Origin of the sequence: Streptomyces sp. NPDC059255 (assembly GCF_042752355.1) — a bacterium.
Lineage (GTDB): Bacteria > Actinomycetota > Actinomycetes > Streptomycetales > Streptomycetaceae > Streptomyces.
This window is the reverse complement of sequence record NZ_JBHYZP010000010.1, coordinates 77,891-99,646: the sequence shown is the minus strand read 5'-3', so window position 1 is coordinate 99,646 and position 21,756 is coordinate 77,891. Positions and strand designations below refer to the sequence as shown.

Genomic DNA, 21,756 nt, shown 5'->3' with positions numbered 1-21,756 from the left:
CGCGACCGGTCCATCGTCGCCGTGGCGGCCGGCCCGGCGCAGTTCCCGGAAGTCGCGGTCCGGAACGACCGAAGGCGACGGCACCGGGGTCTCGAACAGCCGCCGTCCTGGCAAGAGTTGTCAACTTTCGTCGTTCGCCCGTACGACGGGGGGATGATGCGGGCGCTCCCGCTCGTTGCCTATCGTCGGTCCGTGGAAGTGGAAGAAGCAGACACCCCTCGTACCGCCCGGACGCTCCTGACCCGGCTTGCCGCCGCGTCGCCCTGGGGCCGTTACCGGATCGCCGGGGAGGCCGTGCTCACCGTTGCCCTCGCCGGGATCGCGGGGCTGTTCGACGCCGTGGGCTCCGGATTCGGTGGCCGGACCTTCGCCGTCGTCGCGGGCGTCGCCCTGCTGTCGCTGACCCGGCGCGCCCTGCCGGCGACGGTGCTGGTCCTCTCCGCCGCAGCGGCGGGGACGCTGATCGCCGCGGTGCCGCTGCTGGTCTACGCGAGCTGGTCGGCGGGCAGCCGCATCGTGAAACCCTGGCGGGTGGCCGCCGCGTACGCCGCCGCGCTCGTGGCCCATACGGCGTTCACCGCCCACGACGAGATCGACGCCGGCTCCGTCGTGTCGCCGGTCACCACGGGCGCGCTGGGCGCGGGGGTGTTTCTGGCGCTGGCGATCGTGCCGGGGCTGGCCGCCCGCTACCGCGCCCAGCGCCGTGCGCTGCTCGGTGCGCTGCGGAGCAACAACGCCCAGCTCCTGCGGGAGCAGGCGATGGTGGCACGGGAGGCGCGCCTGTTGGAGCGCCACCGTATAGCCAGGGACATGCACGACAGCCTCGGCCACCAACTCGCCCTGATATCCGTGCACTCGGGCGCCCTGCAGGTCGATCCGGAGCTGACCGACCGCCAGCGGGAAGGGGTACGGATCCTGCGGGAGGCCTCCGTGACCGCGATGGGGGAGCTGCGCGAGGCCGTCGGGATCCTCCGCGACGACCGCGACGACCGCGACGACCGGGACGGTCCCCATGCGGCCGCCGGCCCGGGCGACGGGCGGCCGGTCCGGCGGCCGGCCGCCTCCGTCGACGGTCTGGTCGAGTCCTCCCGGGCCGCGGGCGCGGCCGTGGAACTGCACCGGTCCGGCGTCCGCCGGCCGCTGATGCCCGCCGTCGAGCACACGGCGTACCGCATTGCCCAGGAAGGCCTGACCAACGCCCACAAGCACGCGCCGGGCGCCCCGATCAGCCTGGCCCTGCGCTACGAGCCGGACAGCCTGGTGGTGGAGGTCGCCAACGGGCCCGTACCGGCCGGGGCGGCGCGGGGGCCGGCCGTGGTCAGCGGCGGCCAGGGACTGAAGGGCCTGCGGGAACGGGCCCGGCTCGTCGGCGGCATGGTGCACACCGGTCCCACCGCGGACGGTGGATTCCGTATCGCCGGCATGCTGCCGTACGGCACCGGGGACGGCGAGCCGGGGCCCGGCCCGGACGGCGCGACTTCCGTCGGTCCCGGCAGCGACTTTGTGGGGCAGAGGAGGAGGGGCGCGGCGGGCGACGGTGGAGCGGTCATCAACCGCATCGATCCGCCAACGGAGTTCACCACCACCATGACCAACAAGAAGAATGTGGCCATCGGCTGTGCCGCTATCGCCGTCCTCCTGGTCGGGGGCATCGTCGCCATGGGTGTATGGGGGACGAAGGAGGTGATGAAGGACCTGGAGAAGGCCGAGATATCGCCGAGCGTGTACGAGTCGGTGAAGGTGGGCGATGCCGAGGCGGACGTACAGGAGAAACTGCCCGACGGGGACTCGTGGATGACCTCGGATCTCGCTGACCAGGGGCCTGACGCGCCCGAGGGCGCGACCTGCCGCCACTTCACCTCCGACGAGGACGAGAGCCTCGACAGCCTGACCGTCTTCAGGTTCTGCTTCCGCGACGGGAGGCTGATCGCGAAGGACACCTTCCAGGCGACGTGACCCGGCGCGCGGTGCGGACCGGCCTCCGCGTTGCGTACGGCCGGTGCGGACCGGCTTCCGCGTGACGTACGGTCGGTGCCGCACAACCTCCGCGTGACGTAAGGAGGGTGGCGCAGGACCTCGGTGCGGCGTACCCGATCGGGTCAGGGCATGATGGCGGGGCCACGCCATCCGCTCCATGACCGACACCGCGCAGGAGGCTGTGTGATCCGGGTCCTCGTCGCCGACGACGAGCCGCTCATCCGGGCCGGCATCAGGATGATCCTCACCTCGGCCGACGACATCGACGTCGTCGCCGAGGCGGGTGACGGCCGTGAAGCGGTGGAGACCGCCCGGGGCACCGCCGTGGACGTGGCCCTGCTGGACATTCAGATGCCGGTGATGGACGGACTGGCGGCCCTCACCGAGCTGCGCCGCGCCGTGCCGGACGTGCGGGTGCTGATCCTCACCACCTTCGGCGAGCGGGACAACGTGCTGCGCGCGCTCGGCCACGGCGGCGTCGGCTTCCTGCTCAAGGACTCCGCCCCCGACGAACTGATCCACGCGGTGCGGGCGGCGGCGGCCGGGAACGCCTATCTCTCGCCCGCGGCCACCCGGCACGTGGTGGACGCCCTCGCCTCCCCGGGGGCCACCACCCGCGCCGACGAGGCCAGACAGCGCGTCGACCGGCTGTCGGCCCGGGAGCGCGACGTGCTCGCGCTGCTCGGCGAGGGCCTCTCCAACGCGGACGCGGGCAGGCGGCTGCACATGAGCGAAGCCACCGTGAAGACCTACGTGAGCCGCATCCTGACCAAGCTCGGGTGCGAGAACCGGGTACAGGCGGCGCTGCTCGCCCGCGACGCCGGAATGCACCCGGACGGGGTGTGACCTCCAGGCGCTGATACCGCGCCGGCGCCGTCCGGTCGCGGTGGCTGCTTCCTGCCTCCGCCGGACGGAATTCCTGGCGCGTTCCCGGCTGTTGTGTCCATCAAGACGTCAGAGGGCACACCGGCTGTCCTCAAGGGCAAACAAACTGGTCAAAGGTGCAGTTCGCGCGAAAGACGCCGAATCGCCACCGAGTGTTTCCGGAGCTCTTTCCCCGTCGCGCGGAATGCCTCTCGGAGTATTAACGGCGTATGAAATGAGCTCTATTCGGCCAACCAGGACGAGCCCGGATGGCCACGGGGACCGACCGATCCTCACACCGTGCCCGCCCTCGGTGCGACGCCGCGTGTCAGGGCTCCGAAGCAGTGCGGGCCGGTAGGAGAATCGTTTCTGCGGGTGTTCGCCCACTGGCCGGCGCTCCGTGTCCAATGGACCGCCGGTGGCCCGGACAAGGCTTTCGAGTGGCCTGACTGTGGCCGAACGGGCAGTGGCTCATGGCCGGTTCGTCACGCGGTGAGGCTGGAATGCACAGGCACTAAGAAGCCGGTCTGGACCACGAGAAGAGGCCATGGCAGGATCTGGCCCCGACGCAGTGCTTGACCGTATTCATGTGATTGACCGTCACCAAGCACCTCGGCCGGTGTTTGCTCTCGCCGGCCGCTTGCACAGAGCGAATCTCCGCATTCACCCCACGGATGCGCGACCATATACCTCTGAAAGACATCGGATCTGCAGGCCCACTGTCATCGAGCACCCCTTCCGCCGAATCCAACCCGCCGCCCTTTCCGGCGCGTCATCGGGTAATTGTTTCAATCTGACCCTTACTGCTGACCTCTGCTGACCCCGGCACAGACCACTCCGTAGAGACCCTGAATCCGTAGTCCCGCGTTGTCCCGCGTTCCGGCCTTACCGACGTGCGCCCATCTCTCACAGACGGCCTTGGCATGCCGATTTGCCGGGACCGGGGCCTGGCGTACCGGTGGGGTCGGGGTCGAAGCGATCGAACCGAGAATGGGAAGCCATATGTGCGGTATCGCAGGCTGGGTAGATTTCAACCGCGACCTGACCGGAGAGCGGCCGACAGTGCTGGCCATGACGGACACCATGGCCTTACGAGGGCCGGACGACACCGGTATCTGGCTTTCTCCCCATGCGGCGCTCGGCCACCGCCGGCTCGCGGTCATCGATGTCGAAGGGGGCCGCCAGCCGATGGCCGCGGATGACGTGGCCGTCCTCACCTACAGTGGCGAAGTCTACAACTTCCGTGAACTAAGGGTTCAGTTGGAGGCGAGAGGACACCGCTTCCGCACCCACAGCGACACCGAGGTCGTCCTGCGCGGCTACCTGGAGTGGGGCGAGGACCTCGCCGACAAGCTCAACGGGATCTACGCCTTCGCGCTGTGGGACGTCCGGCGCGAGGAACTCCTGCTCATCCGCGACAGGATGGGTGTCAAGCCGCTCTTCTACTACCCGCTCCCCGGCGGCGGTGTGCTCTTCGGATCCGAACCGAAGGCCATCCTCGCCCATCCGCAGGCCGACCGGGCCGTGGACGCCGACGGACTGCGGGAGATCTTCACCATCACGCAGACGCCCGGGCTCTCCCTCTACAAGGGCATGCACGAAGTGCGCGCGGGACAAGTGGTGAAGGTACGGCGCCAGGGCCTGACCAAGCGGCAGTACTGGCGGCTCACGGCCCAGGAACACACCGACGACCTGGACACGACGGTCCGTACGGTGCGCGAACTCCTGGAGGACATCGTCGAGCGGCAGCTCGTCTCGGACGTCCCGCTGTGCAGCCTGCTGTCGGGCGGCCTCGATTCGAGCGCGCTCACCGCCCTGGCCCTGAAACACGGGGACACCCGGTCGTTCGCCGTCGACTTCGCCGGCTACGCCGACCACTTCCAGCCCGACGAGATGCGCGGCAGCGCCGACGGGCCCTTCGTACGCGACGCGGTGGCACACCTGCGCCCCGATCACACCGACATCACACTCGACACCACCGAGCTCACCGATCCACGGCTGCGCGCCAGTGTGATGGACGCCTGGGAATACCCCCAGTTCAGCGGCGACATGAACACCTCGCTGTACATGCTGTTCCGCGCGATCCAGGGACACTCGACCGTCGCGCTGTCAGGGGAGTCCGCGGACGAGGTCTTCGGCGGGTACGCCTGGTTCCACCTGCCGAAGGCGGTGGATTCCGGCACCTTCCCCTGGCTCGTCTTCATGATGCAGAAGCAGCGGCCCGAGGACCTCTTCGACCCCGAGCTGCGCAAAAAGCTCGACGTCCTCGCGTACGAGCGGGACCGGTACAGCGACGCGCTGGCCGAGGTGCCGTACCTGCCGATGGTCAGCGCCCGCGAGCGCCGGATGAGGGAGGTCTCCTACCTCCACCTCACCCGCTTCGTGAACATGCTGCTCGACCGCAAGGACCGGCTGAGCATGGCGCACGGCCTGGAGGTCCGGGTGCCGTTCTGCGACCACCGGCTGGTGGAGTACGTCTTCAACACGCCCTGGGCCTTCAAGACCTTCGACGGACGCGAGAAGAGCCTGCTGCGCGCCGCGGTCTCCGACCTCGTACCGGCGTCGATCCTGGAGCGGCGCAAGAGCCCGTACCCCGCCACCCAGGACCCCGCGTACGGGAAGGCGCTGCGCGGCACGCTCAGCGACCTGATCGCGGACGGGACCGCCCCCGTACTGCCGCTGCTGGACGGTGAGGCCGTACGGACCCTCCTCAAGTCGCCGGTCGAGGACACCGCGTCCACGGTGACGCGCATCAGCCTGGAGATGGTGCTCGACCTGAACTCCTGGCTGGAGTCCCAGGAGCTGCGCGTCGACGTCTGACGCCCCGCGCGCCGGACTCTCCTTCCCTTCTCCTCTCTCCTCGCTTCCCTCTTCGCCTTTCCTCCTTCCCTCCGCATTTTCCCTGCCCACACGTACGACGGGAGTGGTTTCAGCATGCGCAGCAGCGAGCTCACGATCGGAAGGTCCTTCGGACTCAATTTCGACCACAAGGAGGATTTCTTCCAGACGCTGGCCGACTTCTGCAAGGAAAACGATGTCCGGCAGGGTTACATCCCGATGTTCCTCGCGGCTTTCGCCGAGACCGAGATCGCGGGAACGTGCGACCGGGTCGAGGACCCGGAAGCCCCCGTCCGCCTCCCCGTATACCTGGAGAAGGTCGAGGCCGTCGGCAGCGGCACCTTCTCCTACGACCCCGACCGGGACATCGTCGTGCCGCACGTGCATGTCACGGTCGGACTGAAGCAGCAGTCGGCCCTCGCCTATTCCAGTCATCTGATATCGGCCACGGTCCAGTACCTGACCGAGATGCTGATCGTCGAGGTCGCCTCCCCGCACATGCGTCGTCCGGTGAAGACCGAGCTGTACGACGTGCCCCTGCTCACCTTCGAAAGCTGAGAGCCATGTCCGCTGAATTCTTTCCCTTTCCCGAAGAGCCGCTCGGCGCGATTCCGCAGAGCTGCGCCTGGCGGCGTGAGTCCGATCCACTCGGGCAGGTCACCCTGCCCAGCGGTGACGCCGTACGGCTCGCGGTGCGCTTCGACGACGTCGAGGCCGTCCTGACCGACCCGCGGTTCAGCCGCGACCTGAGCAAGCCCGGATGCCCCCGGCTGCAGTCCGGCGCGGACATGTCCGACGACCGCGACACGCTCATCAACATGGACCCGCCGCGGCACACCCGGGTCCGCCGCCTCCTCAGCCGCGCGTTCACCGTGCGGAACATCGAGAAGCTGCGGCCGCGCATCCGCGAGATCGTCCAGGAACTCGTCGACGACATGGCGGCCACCGCCCCGGGCCCCGCCGACCTGATGGCCGGCCTCGCCGAACCGCTGCCCATGCGGGTGATCGCGGGGGTGCTCGGGGTCGCCGACAGCGATCTCGCCCAGTTCCGCCACTGGTCGTACGTGGCCATGAGCATCACGCCCGACATGGCGGACGAGCGCGTCACGGGGCGCGAGGAGTTCTTCGCGTACCTGGTCGACCTCATCGAGCAGCACCGCAGGGAACCGGGAACGGATCTCCTCGACGCCATGATCCAGGCGACCGAGGACGGCGACCGGCTGAGCGAGGCGGAGCTGTGCGACACCGCGCGCTCGCTGCTGCTCGCCGGGCACGAGACCACCATGACGTCGATCGGGCGCGGGATCTTCACGCTGCTGCGCCACCCCGAGCAGTACGCGCAGCTCGTGGCGGATCCGTCGCTGGTGCCCGCGGCGGTCGAGGAGGTGCTCCGGCACGACTTCCCCGCCGATGTGGGCTTCCTCCGTGTCGCGACGCAGGACGTCGACCTGCCGTCCGGTCAGATCCGCCGCGGTGAGGGGGTCATGCCGCTCATCTCCTCGGCGCACCGCGACACGAAGAAGTTCGCGGACCCCGACCGGTTCGACATCCACCGGGTGGACAACGCGCACATCGCTTTCGGGAAGGGCGCGCACTACTGCATCGGCGCGTATCTCGCGCGGGTGCAGCTCCAGGAGGCGTACGACGTGATCGTGCGCACCTTCCCGGATCTGCGGCTGGCGGTGCCCGCCGAGGAGATCGTCTGGAAGCCGGACATGATGACGCATGCCATCGCGGAGCTCCCGATTACCTGGTGAACCGGAGGTGAGGTCGATATGAGTTCCGAAGAGAAGAGTTCCGAAGAGAAGAGTTCTGCGGAGAAGAGTTCCGTGCCGGACGGGAGCCCCGTGCTCTACCGCCCGGAGGACCTGGCCCGCATCACGGAGGATCTGCCGTTCATCCGGACCATCGCCGACTGGTGTACGGAGTTCCTTTCGAAGCCGCATCCCGATCTCGGGCGGGGCGGTTCGGTCTGTCCCTTCATTCCGCGTGCCCTGGCCATGAACCGGGTCTCGTTCGTCGTCCTGCACACGGCGAACCGCACCGAGGCCGAGATCGACGGGATCATCGCCTCGTACCGGCAGACCATCCTCGACATGGAACCCCGGTCGGGGCAGGAGGCCATCGACAAGGCGATCATGGTGATCCTCCCCGATGTGAGCGAGGAGGACGCGGCCGAGGTGGTGGACGAAACACACCGCAGGCTGAAGGCGGAGTTCGTCGCCTCCGGTCTCATGATCGGGAAGTTCCACCCGCGCAGCGAGCAGGGCGGGCTCCACAACCCGGGGTTCCGGCCGCTGCGCAGTCCGATTCCGCTGCTGGCCATCCGGCACATGGTCGACTCCGACCTGCCGTTCCTGAACCGGGTCGACGATCCCGTGCCCGACCGCATCAAGTTCCTGGAGTCGTACGGACAGCGGTTCGAGGACGCGGAGGAGTCCCGCTGGTCGGAGAAGGGCCGGGCGGCCATCGGTGAGCTGCGCGTCCGTGCGGAGTCGGACAAGTGACGGCCGCCACGCCACGTACGGTGGCGATCGTGGCCGGTGGCAGCCGCGGCATCGGGGCGGAGATCTCCCGGCACCTCGCGGCCGCCGGCATGGATGTGGTCATCGGCTTCGCCCATGACACCGTGGCCGCCGAGAAGCTGGTGGGGGAGATCTCCGGAGCCGGAGCCGGAACCGGGAGTGGTCCCGGAGCCGGACAGGCGAAGGCCGTGCTCGCCGACATCGCGGAACCGGACGGTGCCGTGCGCCTCTTCGACGAGGCGGAACAGGCCTTCGGCGGGGTGGACATCGTTGTCACCTGCGCGGGTGCCCACGCCGCGCGGCGCGGCCCCCTCGCGGCCACCGACGACGACGACTTCCGCCGGGTCGTGGACGTCAACTTCCGCGGCACGTTCCACATGCTGCGGGCGGCGGCGACCCGGGTCCGCACGGGCGGACGGATCATCACCTTCTCCAGCTCCGCTCTGGCCCTGGGGGCGCCCGGCCAGGCGGTCTACAACGCCTCCAAGGCCGCCGTCGAGGTGCTGACGCGGCAGCTGGCCAAGGAACTGGCCGGCCGGGACATCACGGTCAACGCGATCGCCCCGGGACCCACCGGCACCGAACTGTTCCTCAGCGGCCGGCCGCCGGAGGCGATCGAGGCGCTGGCCGGGCAGATCCCGCTGGGCAGGATCGGCCGGCCGGACGACATCGCGGCGGTGGTGGACTTCCTGCTCGGCGAGCAGGGCGGCTGGATCAACGGGCAGGTGCTGCACGCCAACGGCGGAATCGTGTGACGTCCCCGTCATTCCCGGAGAGGAGCACCACAATGCTGGAGAGCACGGTCCCGCTGGGCGAGAGCGACCCCGGTGGATTCCTGGAGAACATCGACGTGGTGGTCATCGACACCGAGACCTTCGCGCCCTTCGTCGAGGACGCGATAGAGCAGTACAGCCTCGGTCTGGCGTCGGTGAAGGCGGCCGGTTCGCGGCTGCACCGGCCCAACAGCTTCGGACTGCTGGGCGGCACGTTCGAGGGCGACGCGATGATCGTGAAGCAGGTCGCCTTCGCCACCAACGTCCGGGCCGTCGAGTCCGTCCCCCTGGAGGAGTTCAAGGAGAACATCGTCCCCCAGTTCGGCAAGCAGTACGACGACGGCGAGCGCGGGTTCTGGTGCGACTCGCGTGAACTCCTCAAGATTGTCCGGGAGTTCGAGAACGCCGGTCTGGAGATGCTCGGATCGGTCCATATGCACCCGGACTGGCACCGCATCGGGCCCGCGCACGAACGGGGCACGGAGAACCTGAGCGAGAACCCCAGCCGGATGGACGAGTACCTCTTCCGTAACGCGGGCTGGCCGCTCAACATCATCTGCTACCTGGAGAGCCGGGGCGGCGGTATCACCCATACGTACGCCGCGTGGCGTCCGCCCGCCCTCGACGATCCGTCGGGGCGGGCCAGGAAGGTCACCGTCAGGCACTTCGCACACGGCCACGTCGGCTCCGAGTGACGTGCCAGGTGCCATGACGTGCCAGGTGCCATGACGTGACGCATGCCGTGGCACGACGCATGCCGTGACGTGCCAGGTGCTGTGACGCACCGGAACTCCCAGGCTGGCCGAAGGTGGAGGACGACGAATGGACAGGTATCCCCGGAACGCCGGCACGGTGGTCTCGCCGGCCGACCCGGACTACGAACGGGCACGACGCATCTGGAACAACCGCTTCGACTGCCGGCCCCGCGCCATCATGTACCCGCGCGACGAAGCGGAGGCGGCGGCCGCGCTGGGATACGCGCGGGACAACGAGGTCCCGTTCCGTATCCGCTCCGGCGGTCACAACAGCGAGGGTTTCTGCACGGTCGACGACGGCATCATCATCGACCTGTCGAAGCTCGGCTCGATCGCCGTGAACAACGACCGGACCCGGGCCGTCATCAGCCCCGGTGTCATGCTCGGTGAGGTGTACGCGAACCTCTGGTCCGTGGGCGGCACCATCCCTGCCGGGGTCTGCCCGGACATCAGGATCGGCGGGCACGTGCTCGGCGGCGGCATCGGCATGCTCGTCCGCTCGCGGGGCCTGCTCATCGACAACCTGGTGGGCCTCACCGTGGTCGACGCGCGGGGGGAGAGGCTCCAGGTCGACGCGGACCACCACCCGGATCTCTTCTGGGCCTGCAAGGGAGGCGGCGGCGGCAACTACGGGATCGCCACCTCGTACACCTTCGAGATGCGGCCCATCTCCGACGTGACGATCTTCAAGCTGGAGTGGGACTGGCAGGGCGGCATGGCGGTGCTCGACGCCTGGCAGCACTGGCTCCTCTCGGCGGACTCCCGGGTCAACGCCCGGTTCAACGTCTTCTCCAGTACCGTCGGTACGGTCATGACGGTCGGCCTGTTCGAGGGTTCGGCCGACGAGCTGAAGTCGATCCTCCAGCCGCTGGTCGAGAAGTTCCCGCCGCGTGACTCCTTCGTACGCACCATGCCCTACATGGAGTGCGTGGGGACGTTCAGTGAGCAAGTCCCCTCCATACGAGCCAAGTTCGTGCCCGCGCTCTCGGCGGGACCGCTCGACGCCGACGCACTGAAGACCCTGGAGCGCTGGCACAAGGACGCACCGACCGGGGTCAAGACGGGGCTCTACGGGCTCGGCGGCGAGGTGCTCGGCAGTGTGTCGCCGGACAGCTCGGCGTTCGCCCACCGCGACGCGTCCATCTGCGTCGAGTACCTCGGCCACTGGCAGGGGGCGGAACACGACCGGGAACACCTCGGCTGGCTGTCCGGCGTCCGCGAGGAGATGGACGCCTTCATGACGGGCGGAGCCTACGTCAACAGCCCGGACCGCGATCTGGGGAACTGGCTGCACGCCTACTACGGGGGGAGCCTCCCGCGGCTGATGGACGTGAAGAGGCGGTACGACCCCGACAACGTCTTCGCCTTCGAACAGAGCATCCCGGGATCCCTCACCCTCCCCGAGGCCCGCGCCGCGGGCCTGACCGACACGGTCGTCGAAGACCTGCGCGCCCGCGGACTTCTCTCCGCCTGACGCCGTCACCCGCGGGCGCCCACCGAGGCGCCCGCGGGGCCCCGAGAACTCGCCCTTCCGAAGAACCCGCCTCCCTCAAGAGGCAGAAGCGGCGTGCCCGGACCACCGAAAAGCCCACTTTGCTCGAATCTCTGAAGGAGAACAACGTGGACAATCGAATCAAGACAGTCGTGATCCTGGGCGGCGGCACCGCCGGCTGGATGACTGCGGCGTATCTCGGCAAGGCGCTGCAGAACACGGTGAAGATCGTGGTCCTGGAGGCGCCCACCATCCCGCGGATCGGTGTGGGCGAAGCCACCGTCCCCAACCTGCAGCGCGCGTTCTTCGACTACCTCGGCATCCCCGAGGAGGAGTGGATGCGCGAGTGCAACGCCAGTTACAAGATGGCGGTGAAGTTCATCAACTGGCGTACACCGGGCGAGGGCAGTCCCGATGCCCGGACGCTCGACGACGGTCACACCGACACCTTCCACCACCCCTTCGGACTGCTGCCGTCCGCAGACCAGATACCGCTGTCCCACTACTGGGCGGCCAAGCGGCTCCAGGGCGAGACCGACGAGAACTTCGACGAGGCGTGTTTCGCCGACACCGCGATCATGAACGCCAAGAAGGCGCCCCGCTTCCTCGACATGCGGCGGGCGACCAACTACGCCTGGCACTTCGACGCCAGCAAGGTCGCCGCGTTCCTGCGCAACTTCGCCGTCACCAAGCAGGCGGTCGAACACGTCGAGGACGAGATGACCGAGGTCCTCACCGACGAACGGGGCTTCATCACCGCCCTGCGCACCAAGTCGGGGCGGCTCCTGCACGGTGACCTCTTCGTCGACTGCTCCGGCTTCCGCGGGCTGCTGATCAACAAGGCCATGGAGGAGCCGTTCATCGACATGAGCGACCACCTCCTGTGCAACAGCGCCGTCGCCACGGCCGTACCGCACGACGACGAGAAGAACGGTGTCGAGCCGTACACCTCCTCGATCGCCATGGAGGCCGGCTGGACCTGGAAGATCCCCATGCTGGGCCGGTTCGGCAGCGGTCATGTCTACTCCAACCACTTCGCCACCCAGGACGAGGCCACCCTGGCCTTCTCGAAGCTGTGGGGCCTCGACCCGGACAACACCGAGTTCAACCACGTCCGCTTCCGGGTCGGCCGCAACCGCAGGGCCTGGGTGCGCAACTGCGTCAGCGTCGGCCTCGCGTCGTGCTTCGTGGAGCCGCTGGAGTCCAGCGGCATCTACTTCATCTACGCGGCCATCCACATGCTGGCCAAGCACTTCCCCGACAAGACCTTCGACAAGGTGCTCGTCGACCGGTTCAACCGGGAGATCGAGGAGATGTTCGACGACACCCGGGACTTCCTCCAGGCGCACTACTACTTCTCGCCGCGCGTCGACACGCCGTTCTGGCAGGCGAACAAGGAACTGAAGCTGGCCGACTCCATCAAGGACAAGGTCGAGACGTACCGGGCCGGGCTCCCGGTCAACCTGCCGGTCACCGACGAGGGGACCTACTACGGCAACTTCGAGGCCGAGTTCCGGAACTTCTGGACCAACGGCAGCTACTACTGCATCTTCGCCGGGCTGGGCCTGATGCCGCGCAACCCGCTGCCGGCGCTCGCCTACAAGCCGCAGTCGATCGCGGAGGCCGAGTTGCTGTTCGCCGACGTCAAGCGCAAGCAGGACACCCTGGTCGAGTCGCTGCCGTCGACCTACGACCTGCTGCGTCAGTTGCACGGTGCGTCGTGACGGGTGCGGCGGGCGGCGTGACGACCGCGCAGCAGCACTACCGCGATCTGATGAGCGCCTTCCCCACCGGGATCGCGGTGGTGACCAGCCTCGACGCCCAGGGTGTGCCGCGCGGCATGACCTGCTCGTCGGTCACCAGCGCCACCCTGTCCCCGCCGACGCTGCTGGTCTGCCTGCGCAACGGCAGCGCCACCCTGGACGCGGTCTCGGCCACCCGCGGGTTCGCCGTCAACCTGCTGCACGACGGTGGACGGCACGCGGCGGAGGTGTTCTCGGGCCCCGACCCGAACCGCTTCTCGCGCGTGCAGTGGAAGCAGTGCCGGTCGGGTCTGCCATGGCTGTCCAAGGACGCGTTCGCGGTGGCGGAGTGCCGGGTCAGCGGCACCCAGGAGGTGGGCGATCACACCGTGGTCTTCGGTGAGGTCGCGAGAATCGCCCAGACCGACGGCACCCCGTTGCTGTACGGCCTGCGCTCCTTCGCCGCCTGGCCGCTGCCGTTGGACGGAGGCGTCGGACCGCGGCCCGCGCGGCAGGGCTCGGAGCCCGCGCTACAGGGTTCGGAGCCCGCGCGGCAGGGCTCGGAGCCTGCCTACGGGGCTCGGAGCAGCCGCGGCTGAACCCGGCGTGAACCGCCCGACACCGGTGTGAACCGGGGCCGTGAGCCCCCGCCCTTCCCCGCGGCACGTCTCACGGCCCCGGTCCGGGACCGAAACCGCTACTCACAGAAACAGGGCACTGATGACGGCACGCCAAGTCACGCAGCCATCCTTCAGGACGTCCGAGCTGGACAGGTTCTCCGCCTACCGCGCCACGGAAGGGACGGAGGCGACGGAGGCGACGCAGGGAACGGAAGCGACGCTGGGAACGGAGGCGACGCAGGGAACAGAGGCGACGGAGGCGACGGAACCCGGCAGGGCCGAGGACATCCTGGACCTCTCCAACAACGAACTCATGCTGCCACCGCTGCCGGCGGTGGTGGACTCGCTGCGCCGGAGCAGCCTCCAGGTCAATCTGTACCCCGACCCCACCGCCCGCGTACTCAAGACCACACTGGCCCGGCACTTCGGCGCCGAGACCGAGGAGACGGTGGTCGGCCCCGGCAGCGGCGGCGTCCTCCAGCAACTGCTCCTGGTCCTGGCCGGCCGCGGCGACGAAGTCCTCCACGCCTGGCCGGGCTTCGACGCCTACCCCCTGCTGATCGCCGTCACCGGCGCCAAGGGGGTACCGGTACCGCTCACCACCACCGGTGAGCACGACCTGGCGGGGCTGCTGGAGCGGGTGAACCCCCGTACAAGGGCGGTCATCCTGTGCTCCCCGCACAACCCCACCGGCCGCCGGATCCCCACGGGTGATCTGCTGGGGTTCCTGGACAGCCTCCCGTCCCACGTGGTCGCCATTCTCGACCAGGCGTACATGGAGTTCGACGAGGAGGAGGATCCGCACGACCTCGGCCTGATCCGGGAGTACCCGAACGTCGTTCTGCTGCGGACGTTCTCCAAGGCGTACGGCCTGGCGGGGCTGCGGGTCGGCTACGCCTTCGCCTCGTCGGAGATCGCCGTGCGCGCCCGTAAGACGGTCATCCCCTTCTCCGTCACACGCTCCGGCGAGCGGGCGGCCGTGATCTCGCTGGCCCAGGGGAGCGACCTGGCCGAACGGCTGGCTACGGTACGGCGCATGCGCGCGGACCTCCGGTCGGATCTCGGCGCGCAGGGGCTGGTGCCGCTGCCGTCGTCGGCCAACTTCGTCTGGCTTCCCCTCGGACCGGACTCGGACCGCTTCGCCGCCGCGGCGCTGCGGGCCGGAGTGCGGGTCAGGTCGTACTCCGGCGACGGTGTCCGGATCTCCGTGGGGACCGAGGAGGCCCACCGGCGCGTGCTGATCGCCGCGAAGGACTTCCTGTCGGTGTGAGGCGTCACGGGTGAGGCGTCACGGGTGAGGCGTCACGGGTGAGGCGACCACCGGCGCCGGACACACTGCCCGCCCGTCACGCGGTCCCACGCACCACCCCTGTGCAGCACGCGTGTTGAACACACCGCGGTGGGCCTGCGGTCACAGCAGGCCCACCGGTCCACCCACCGTGCCCGGCCGGCCGCGACACGCCCGGCCCCCCACCAGAGGCCGATACTGATGACTGGTAACGCCGTATCAGACTTCTTCCTGGCGCTGACACTCGCCATCACCGCAGCCAAACTGCTGGGAGCCGCACTCCGACGGATCGGACAGCCCGCCGTCGTGGGAGAGATCCTCGCCGGCATCCTCGTCAGCCCCATGGTGCTGTCGGCGACCGTGAGCGAGAAGATCTTCCCGGAGAGTGTGCAGCCCGTCTTCTCCGGCCTGGCCAACGTCGGCCTCGCGACCTTCATGTTCCTCGTCGGTTACGAGATGGACGGGGCGCTGCTGCGCGGCCGCAAGCGCATCCCCCTGAGCATCGCGGTGGGCTCGGTCGTGCTCCCGCTCGCGGGCGGAGTCGCCCTGGCGATACCGCTCGCCTCCACCTACGCGCCCGAGAGTCACACCGGCTTCGTGCTCTTCGTCGGTGTGGCCATGTCCGTGACGGCCTTCCCCGTGCTGGCGCGCATCCTGTCCGACCGCGAGCTGAACCGTACGGCGACGGGCGCCATCGTGCTCGTCGCGGCGGCCATCGGTGACATCGTCGCCTGGATCTGCCTGGCCGGTGTCATCGCGTTCACCGGCGCGACCGGCGAGTGGCGCTTCGTGCTGCTGCCGCTCTACGTACTGGCGATGGCCTTCCTGGTCCGGCCCGCGCTCAAGAAGACCGTTCAGTACGCCGAACACAACGACAAGCAGGCCACGGTCCTCTTCCCCGTGCTGATCGCCGGCGTGCTGCTGTCCAGTGCCGCCACCGAGTGGCTCGGCATCCACTTCATCTTCGGCGCGTTCGCCTTCGGCGCGATCATGCCCCGCGCGATGTCCGAGTCGCTGCGCGTCCTCGTCGTGAACCAGATGCAGCAGACCGGCTATCTGCTGCTGCCGCTCTACTTCGTCGTCGCCGGCATGAAGGTCGACCTCGCCGGATTCGGCGGTGGGGTCCTCCTCACCCTCGTGCTGGTCATCACCGTCGCCATCGTCACCAAGGCGCTCGGGGTCTACGCCGCCGGACGCCTGGCCGGCGCGGACCACGGCCAGGCGCTGACGGCGTCCGTCCTGATGAACACGCGCGGGCTCACCGAGATCGTCATCGTCTCCGTCGGCCTGGAAATGGCCCTGATCGACCAGAAGTTCTACTCGATCATGGTGGTGATGGCCGTGGTGACCACCGTCCTCACCGGCCCGCTGCTGAAGCGGATCGGCGCACACCGCCTGGTCGGCGCCAACCCACCGGAAGGCGCCTCCGCCGCGGCGAGGGAGAAGCAGAACGCACCCGGCTGAGCGCGCAAGCCCGCCGGCGTACCGGGGAGCCCCGTCAGCTCCACAGCGTCACATGGATCGCCGGGCGGAACCTCCCCGCCGTCACACCCTCCCCGCGCAGCATCGCCTGAAGGGCGCGCGGCGTCGTGACGAAACGCATCAACTCGGCGGCCGCGGGCGGCGCGTCACGCCCCGGGAGGGCGAGGGCGTTCCAGGAGCCCTTGGCGGGCAGCGCGGGGCTCAGGAGCTGTTTGAGTTCCCCGCCGGAGAGCGCCCGGGTGACGGAGAAGGAGAGCGCCAGCGCCACTCCCTTGCCGTGCTTCGCCTCCTCCAGGGCCGCCGCGTGGCTCTGGAAGATCCGCTGGTTCTCCTCGTCCACCTGGAGCTGCTGGAGTACGGAGGGGACGAGGCCCGCGCGGTCCGCGGCCGACGGGCCGAGCAGCCAGGTCTGGCGGCGCAGTTCGCCCGGTCCCGGACGCCGGGCGGCGAGCGGGTGGTCCGGTCCGACGACGCCCACCATCTGGTAGTTGAGGAACGGCGTGCACTTCATGCCGTCGTCCACGACCGCGGGGCGCGGGCCGATCGCCACGTCCACGGTGCGGTTGCGCAGCAGGGTGGCGAACCGCTGCGGGCTGTGCACGCTCAACTCGACGTCCAGGTCGTCGGCCCGGCCCGCGAACAGCTCGATGAGACCGGGCGCCGCGTGCTCCGCGAAGAGGCTCGACGTGGCGACGCGCAGCAGCCTGCGGCCCGAACCGGCCTGGCTGACCTCCAGGATGGTCCGGTCCTGGAGCCCCAGCAGCTCCGTTGCCCGGCTGGCCAGCCGCAGCCCGCCGGGGGTGAACGCGAGGCCCGCGCCCGTCCTGGCGAACAGCTTGTCGCCCAACTCCTTGCGGAGCTGGGCGACATGCATGGAGACGGCGGCCTCGGACACCGAGAGATCGGCCGCGGCCCCCTTGACCGAACCCAGGCGGACGACCGCGGCGTATGCCCGGAGCTGAGTCGGCGTCATATCTGATCTGTCTCCCACCCGGCCGCCCGAGCCGATGCGCGTCCGTCGTGTCCGCCGCGCTCCACCGCGTGCGTCGTATCCGTGGCGACGTGCCGTCACGCTATCCGCTGGGCCCCCGGGCGGCTACAGGATCTTCACATCCCGTCGTTTTCCCGTGGCCGGTCTCACGTCCCGACGGTGAACGTGGCGTGCAGGGCGCGGGTGTGGTCGACGTACCGTACGGGCCCGGTCAGGGTGAGCGCGGCGGTCAGCCGCACATCGGTGCTGGAGGCCGCCAACCGCAGCTCCAGCGCCCCCGGTTCGACGATCCGGCGCCCGTCGCGCCCGGTGAACGACGCCAGATCGGCGGGTACGGTGACGCCGACCCCGGCCCGCTCGCCCGCCGCCAGCGGGAGCCGTACGTAGCCGATCAGGCGCTGCGCGGGCTGGACGACCGAGGCGACCGGGTCGTGCAGATAGAGCTGGACCACCTCGACGCCCGCGCGCCCGCCCGTGTTGGTGACGGTGAACGCCAGCTCCGCCGCGCCGTCCGTGGGCAGGGTCGCGCCCTCCGTCGTGACCTCCAGCTCCGACCAGGTGAACGACGTGTACGTCAGCCCGTGGCCGAACCCGAAGGCCGGTGTCGGGTCGATGCTGGAGACGTCGCTCGCGCGGGCCAGCGGCGCCGCGAGATACGTGGACGGCTGCGCGCCCGCCAGCCGGGGGACGCTCACCGGGAGCCGGCCGGAGGGGTTGATCCGGCCGCTGAGCACGCCCGCCACCGCCGGGGTGCCCTCCTGCCCCGGGAAGAACGCCTGCACGATCGCCCCGGCCTCGGTGACCGCCCGGCCGAGGACGTACGGCCGGCCGGCGAGCAGGGTGACCACCACCCGGGTGCCGGCCGCCCGCGCCGCGTCGAGCACGGTGTCCAGCAACAGGCCCTGTGCGCCCGGCAGATCGAGTGTCTCGGCGTCGCACCCCTCCCCGCTGGTGCCGCGCCCGAAGAGTCCCGCGCGGTCGCCGAGCGCGAGGACGGCGACATCCGCGGCGCGGACCGCCCGTACCGCCTCCGCGAAGCCGTCCGGGAGATCCGCGCCGGGGACGACGGGGTCGTCGATGCCGGTGGCCGCCACCGTCACGATCTCGCTCCGCGGGAACTCCGCCGCCAACGCCTCGTACAGCGTGGGCAGTTCAATGCCGACGGGGGTGTCCGGATGCCGGGAGCCGACATGGACGGGGAAGGAGTAGCAGCCCAGCACGGCCGTACGGGTCTCGGCCTGCGGGCCGATCAGCGCGATCCTCGCCGGTCCCGCGGCCCCGGCCACCGGGCGCCCAACGCCCATGGAACCAGCCTCGGTCGGGCCGGCGAGCGGCAGCGTCCCGTCGTTGCGCAGCAGGATCACCGAACGCTCCGCGAGCCGGCGGGAGATGTCCCGGTGCGCGGGGGAGTCCAGGGTGACCGTGCCGCGCAGCCGCTCCGTGCCGTCCGGGCCGATGCCGTCGAGCTCCAGCCCGGCCAGGGCCGCCGGCCGGGCGCTCCACCCCGGGTCGAGCAGCCCGAGCCCGGCCTTCTGGGTCAGGACCCGGCGTACCGCGCGGTCGACCACCTCGCCCGGCAGCCGCCCGCCGGCGACCGCGTCCCGCAGCGGCCGTCCGAACGTGTTGACGGTGGGCAGCTCGACATCGACGCCCGCCGTGAGCGCGGCCGTCGCGGCCTCCGCGCGGTCGCCCGCCACCCCGTGCAGGGTGGCCAGGAAGGCGATCCCGAAGTAGTCGGCGACCACGGTGCCCCCGAACCCCCAGACGTCCCTGAGGAGCCCGGTCAGCAGCCGCTCGTCCGCCGCGCACGGCACCCCGTCGAGATCGTTGTAGGCGGACATGACGGACCGTACGCCGCCCTCCCGCACGGCCATCTCGAACGGCGGCAGCACCACGTCCGCCAGCTCCCTGGGGCCGATGCCCACGGGGGCCAGATTGCGTCCGCCGCGCGAGGCCGCGTACCCGGCGAAGTGCTTCAGCGTCGCCACGATGCCCGCCGACTCCAGGCCCCGCACATAGGCCGTGGCGACGGTGCCGACCAGATACGGGTCCTCGCCGATGGTCTCCTCGACCCGCCCCCAGCGGGCGTCGCGCACCACGTCGAGCACCGGCGCGAGCCCCTGGTGCAGCCCGACCGAGCGCATGTCCCGTCCGATCGCGCCCGCCATCTCCGTGACCAGCTCCGGGTCGAAGGACGCGCCCCAGGAGAGCGGGACGGGGTACGTGGTGGCGCCCCAGGCGGCGAAACCGGCGAGGCACTCGTCGTGGGCCATGGCGGGCACGCCGAAGCGGCTCGCCGCCACGACGCGCTCCTGCGTACGCATCAGGGAGAGGGCGCCCAGCGCGGGATCGACCGGTACGGTGCCGAACGGCCGGGTCAGCTGGCCGAGGCCGTACGGCAGCAGCTCGGCCAGGGCGGGCGGGGCGTCCATGTCGTGCTGGTGCGGGGCGACTTCGGCGCCGTCGGCGGAGGCGCCCGCCCACAGCCCGTAGAGCTGCGCCAGCTTCTCCTCCGTGGTCATGGCCGCGATCAGCTCCTCGACGCGGCGGGCCCGCGCCTCGGACAGGAGGGCGGACCCGGGCACGGCCGTGGTCTCGGTGCTCACGTTGTCGATCACTTTCCTCCGACCCCCATGAGCCCCTGGACCAGGGCTCGGCGGGCGAACAGGTAGACGAACAGGACGGGCAGCGTGGACAGCACCACGGCCGCCAGCAGACCGGGGATGTCGACGCCGTGCTCGGTCTGGAAGTTGTACAGCCCGAGGGTGAGCACCTTGGTCTCCTCCGACTGCGTCAGCACGAGCGGGAAGAGGAAGCCGTTCCACGCCTGGAGGGCGGAGAACACCACGATCGTCGCGATGCCGCCCCGGGAGAGCGGCACGACGAGCTGGAAGAAGACCCGGCGCGTGCTCGCCCCGTCGATGGCCATCGCCTCGAAGAGGTCGCCGGTGATGTCGCGCATCGTCCCGGTGAGGATCAGCGCGCAGACGGGCAGACAGAACGCGGCGGTCGGCAGAATGACCCCGATGAGATTGTCGTACAGGCCCGCCTTGCTGATCGCGTAGAACATCGGGACGATCACGGCCTGGGCGGGGATGGCGAGCCCGAGAAGGAAGAGCCGGAAGATCCGGACGGTGCCCCGCCCCCGGTTCCGTACGATCGAGAACGCCAGCGGGGGCACCAGCAGCAGCACGATCGCCACCACGCTCGCCGTGACGGCCACCGTGTTGAGGAAGTAGCGGCCGAAGCCGTTGGAGAAGTCCTGCGCGTAGTTGTCGAGGGAGAAGGAGCGCGGAAAGGCGAGCGGGCCGTTCGCGCTGTACTCGGCGCGGCTCTGGACGGTCGCCCCGAGCATCACGTACAGCGGGAGCGCCACCAGCCCGAGCCACAGCAGGGCGCCCAGCCCCGCGAGATGGTTAGGACGCCCCTTCGTCACGGAACGGCCCGAAACCCGCCCTCCGTTCACGGAACGGCCCGTCACATTCCCTCCTTGGTGCCGGCCATCTTGTCGTAGCCCGAGATCCGCACCATGACCAGCGAGATCACCGTGGCGACCACGACCAGCAGCAGCGCGATGGCCGCGCTCTGGCCGAAGTCGAACTCCCGGAACCCCTTCTGGTACATGTAGTAGGCACTGATGCTGGTGTCGGTGCCGGGGCCGCCCTGGGTCAGGATCAGCACGGTGTCGAAGGTGGTGAGGCCGCCGACCACCATCAGGATCACCGACGTGATGATCGAGTTACGGAGCTGCGGCAGCGTGATGTGGAAGAACCGGCGTACGCGTCCGGCCCCGTCGATCGCCGCCGCCTGGTAGAGCACCGGCGGGACGGCCCGCGCCGCGCCCTGGTAGATCAGCGCGTGGAACGGGGTGAACTGCCAGGCCGCCACGGACACGAGCACACAGATCGCCCCGGTCCTGGTGCCCAGCAGATTGCCGTCGCCGAAGAGCCACGTCAGCTCCGCCGGCACCCCGAAGTTCGGGTCGAGCAGCGCCCGCCACAGGACGGAGATCGCCGTGGCGGAGAGCAGCAGCGGCACGAAGAAGACCGCGGAGAGCACCGCCCGGTTGCGCTGCGGCCCGGCGGCCCAGACCCCGAGCAGGATCGCCAGCGGGGTCTGGGTGACCACCCCGAGCACGGTCAGCAGCACGCTCAGCCACAGGCTCTTGATCATCACCGGGTCGTGGAGCAGCGCGGTCCAGTTGTCGGCCCCCGCGAAGCGCGGCGCTTCGAGCCCGTTCCACTCGGCGAACGAGAGGACCGCGACCAGCACCAGCGGGACCATCGCGAACAGGGCGAAGAAGGCGGCGGCGGGCAGCGCCCAGAGGATCCCGGGCCGGGCCACCGTATGTCCGGCGGGGCCCCGGCCGGTGGGAGCCGCCGCCGTGTCGGCTGTGTCGGTCATGTCCG

The 21,756-nt window shown here is 69.9% G+C and carries 17 protein-coding genes; 13 read left to right on the top strand and 4 right to left on the bottom strand.

Annotated elements, in window-relative coordinates:
• Positions 1-198: 198 nt before the first annotated feature.
• From ACFXKG_RS15145 to ACFXKG_RS15085, 13 genes are all read left to right on the top strand, one after another.
• Positions 199-1,956 carry a sensor histidine kinase gene (locus ACFXKG_RS15145; RefSeq protein ID WP_384838018.1) on the top strand — a complete coding sequence of 586 codons (1,758 nt, stop codon included), beginning with the start codon at positions 199-201 and terminating at the stop codon, positions 1,954-1,956.
• A 204-nt stretch (positions 1,957-2,160) separates the two neighbouring features.
• Positions 2,161-2,823, top strand: a complete 663-nt coding sequence (locus ACFXKG_RS15140) for a response regulator (protein ID WP_384837790.1) — start codon at positions 2,161-2,163, stop codon at positions 2,821-2,823.
• 1,020 nt (positions 2,824-3,843) lie between these two features.
• Positions 3,844-5,661, top strand: a complete 1,818-nt coding sequence (gene asnB, locus ACFXKG_RS15135) for an asparagine synthase (glutamine-hydrolyzing) (RefSeq protein ID WP_384837787.1) — start codon at positions 3,844-3,846, stop codon at positions 5,659-5,661.
• A 114-nt stretch (positions 5,662-5,775) separates the two neighbouring features.
• Positions 5,776-6,237, top strand: coding sequence for a PPC domain-containing DNA-binding protein (locus tag ACFXKG_RS15130; protein ID WP_365812853.1), 462 nt, complete (start codon positions 5,776-5,778; stop codon positions 6,235-6,237).
• Between the two features lie 5 nt (positions 6,238-6,242).
• Positions 6,243-7,436, top strand: a complete 1,194-nt coding sequence (locus ACFXKG_RS15125) for a cytochrome P450 (protein WP_384837783.1) — start codon at positions 6,243-6,245, stop codon at positions 7,434-7,436.
• Between the two features lie 18 nt (positions 7,437-7,454).
• Positions 7,455-8,186, top strand: a complete 732-nt coding sequence (locus tag ACFXKG_RS15120) for a DUF6875 domain-containing protein (protein WP_384837780.1) — start codon at positions 7,455-7,457, stop codon at positions 8,184-8,186.
• A 29-nt stretch (positions 8,187-8,215) separates the two neighbouring features.
• Positions 8,216-8,959, top strand: coding sequence for an SDR family oxidoreductase (locus ACFXKG_RS15115; RefSeq protein WP_384837777.1), 744 nt, complete (start codon positions 8,216-8,218; stop codon positions 8,957-8,959).
• 32 nt (positions 8,960-8,991) lie between these two features.
• Positions 8,992-9,672 carry a hypothetical protein gene (locus ACFXKG_RS15110; protein ID WP_384837775.1) on the top strand — a complete coding sequence of 227 codons (681 nt, stop codon included), beginning with the start codon at positions 8,992-8,994 and terminating at the stop codon, positions 9,670-9,672.
• A gap of 127 nt (positions 9,673-9,799) precedes the next feature.
• The gene (locus ACFXKG_RS15105) at positions 9,800-11,206 is read left to right on the top strand and encodes an FAD-binding oxidoreductase (protein WP_384837772.1); all 1,407 of its coding nucleotides are present in this window, start codon (positions 9,800-9,802) and stop codon (positions 11,204-11,206) included.
• 146 nt (positions 11,207-11,352) lie between these two features.
• Positions 11,353-12,948 (top strand): tryptophan halogenase family protein, encoded by a 1,596-nt coding sequence (locus ACFXKG_RS15100; protein ID WP_384837769.1) that lies wholly within the window; start codon positions 11,353-11,355, stop codon positions 12,946-12,948.
• Positions 12,945-13,565, top strand: a complete 621-nt coding sequence (locus tag ACFXKG_RS15095) for a flavin reductase family protein (protein ID WP_384837766.1) — start codon at positions 12,945-12,947, stop codon at positions 13,563-13,565. Before ACFXKG_RS15100 ends, ACFXKG_RS15095 begins: the two co-directional genes overlap by 4 nt.
• A 121-nt stretch (positions 13,566-13,686) precedes the next feature.
• Positions 13,687-14,856: an aminotransferase class I/II-fold pyridoxal phosphate-dependent enzyme gene (locus ACFXKG_RS15090; protein WP_384837763.1), complete on the top strand. Its 1,170-nt coding sequence runs from the start codon at positions 13,687-13,689 to the stop codon at positions 14,854-14,856.
• A 219-nt stretch (positions 14,857-15,075) separates the two neighbouring features.
• Complete coding sequence (locus ACFXKG_RS15085) at positions 15,076-16,338, top strand: cation:proton antiporter (protein ID WP_384837760.1); 1,263 nt, start codon at positions 15,076-15,078, stop codon at positions 16,336-16,338.
• Between the two features lie 34 nt (positions 16,339-16,372).
• Here ACFXKG_RS15085 and ACFXKG_RS15080 read toward each other — a convergent pair whose 3' ends face one another.
• The 4 genes from ACFXKG_RS15080 to ACFXKG_RS15065 form a co-directional block, all read right to left on the bottom strand.
• Positions 16,373-17,329 carry a LysR family transcriptional regulator gene (locus ACFXKG_RS15080; protein ID WP_384837757.1) on the bottom strand — a complete coding sequence of 319 codons (957 nt, stop codon included), beginning with the start codon at positions 17,327-17,329 and terminating at the stop codon, positions 16,373-16,375.
• A gap of 164 nt (positions 17,330-17,493) precedes the next feature.
• A complete protein-coding gene (locus tag ACFXKG_RS15075; protein ID WP_384837754.1) occupies positions 17,494-19,965 on the bottom strand; it encodes a beta-glucosidase in 2,472 nt (823 codons plus the stop codon).
• Positions 19,962-20,783, bottom strand: coding sequence for a carbohydrate ABC transporter permease (locus tag ACFXKG_RS15070; RefSeq protein ID WP_365812874.1), 822 nt, complete (start codon positions 20,781-20,783; stop codon positions 19,962-19,964). The genes ACFXKG_RS15075 and ACFXKG_RS15070 overlap by 4 nt, the downstream gene beginning before the upstream one ends.
• A gap of 41 nt (positions 20,784-20,824) precedes the next feature.
• On the bottom strand, positions 20,825-21,751 hold the full coding sequence (locus tag ACFXKG_RS15065; protein ID WP_384837751.1) for a carbohydrate ABC transporter permease: 927 nt from the start codon (positions 21,749-21,751) through the stop codon (positions 20,825-20,827).
• Positions 21,752-21,756: the final 5 nt, after the last annotated feature.

Bases quoted from the DNA above. Each gene is read 5' to 3' on its own strand.
- asnB (WP_384837787.1), top strand. From the start codon at position 3,844: ATGTGCGGTATCGCAGGCTGGGTAGATTTCAACCGCGACCTGACCGGA.
- ACFXKG_RS15130 (WP_365812853.1), top strand. From the start codon at position 5,776: ATGCGCAGCAGCGAGCTCACGATCGGAAGGTCCTTCGGACTCAATTTC.
- ACFXKG_RS15125 (WP_384837783.1), top strand. From the start codon at position 6,243: ATGTCCGCTGAATTCTTTCCCTTTCCCGAAGAGCCGCTCGGCGCGATT.
- ACFXKG_RS15120 (WP_384837780.1), top strand. From the start codon at position 7,455: ATGAGTTCCGAAGAGAAGAGTTCCGAAGAGAAGAGTTCTGCGGAGAAG.
- ACFXKG_RS15110 (WP_384837775.1), top strand. From the start codon at position 8,992: ATGCTGGAGAGCACGGTCCCGCTGGGCGAGAGCGACCCCGGTGGATTC.
- ACFXKG_RS15105 (WP_384837772.1), top strand. From the start codon at position 9,800: ATGGACAGGTATCCCCGGAACGCCGGCACGGTGGTCTCGCCGGCCGAC.
- ACFXKG_RS15090 (WP_384837763.1), top strand. From the start codon at position 13,687: ATGACGGCACGCCAAGTCACGCAGCCATCCTTCAGGACGTCCGAGCTG.
- ACFXKG_RS15085 (WP_384837760.1), top strand. From the start codon at position 15,076: ATGACTGGTAACGCCGTATCAGACTTCTTCCTGGCGCTGACACTCGCC.
- ACFXKG_RS15080 (WP_384837757.1), bottom strand. From the start codon at position 17,329: ATGACGCCGACTCAGCTCCGGGCATACGCCGCGGTCGTCCGCCTGGGT.
- ACFXKG_RS15065 (WP_384837751.1), bottom strand. From the start codon at position 21,751: ATGACCGACACAGCCGACACGGCGGCGGCTCCCACCGGCCGGGGCCCC.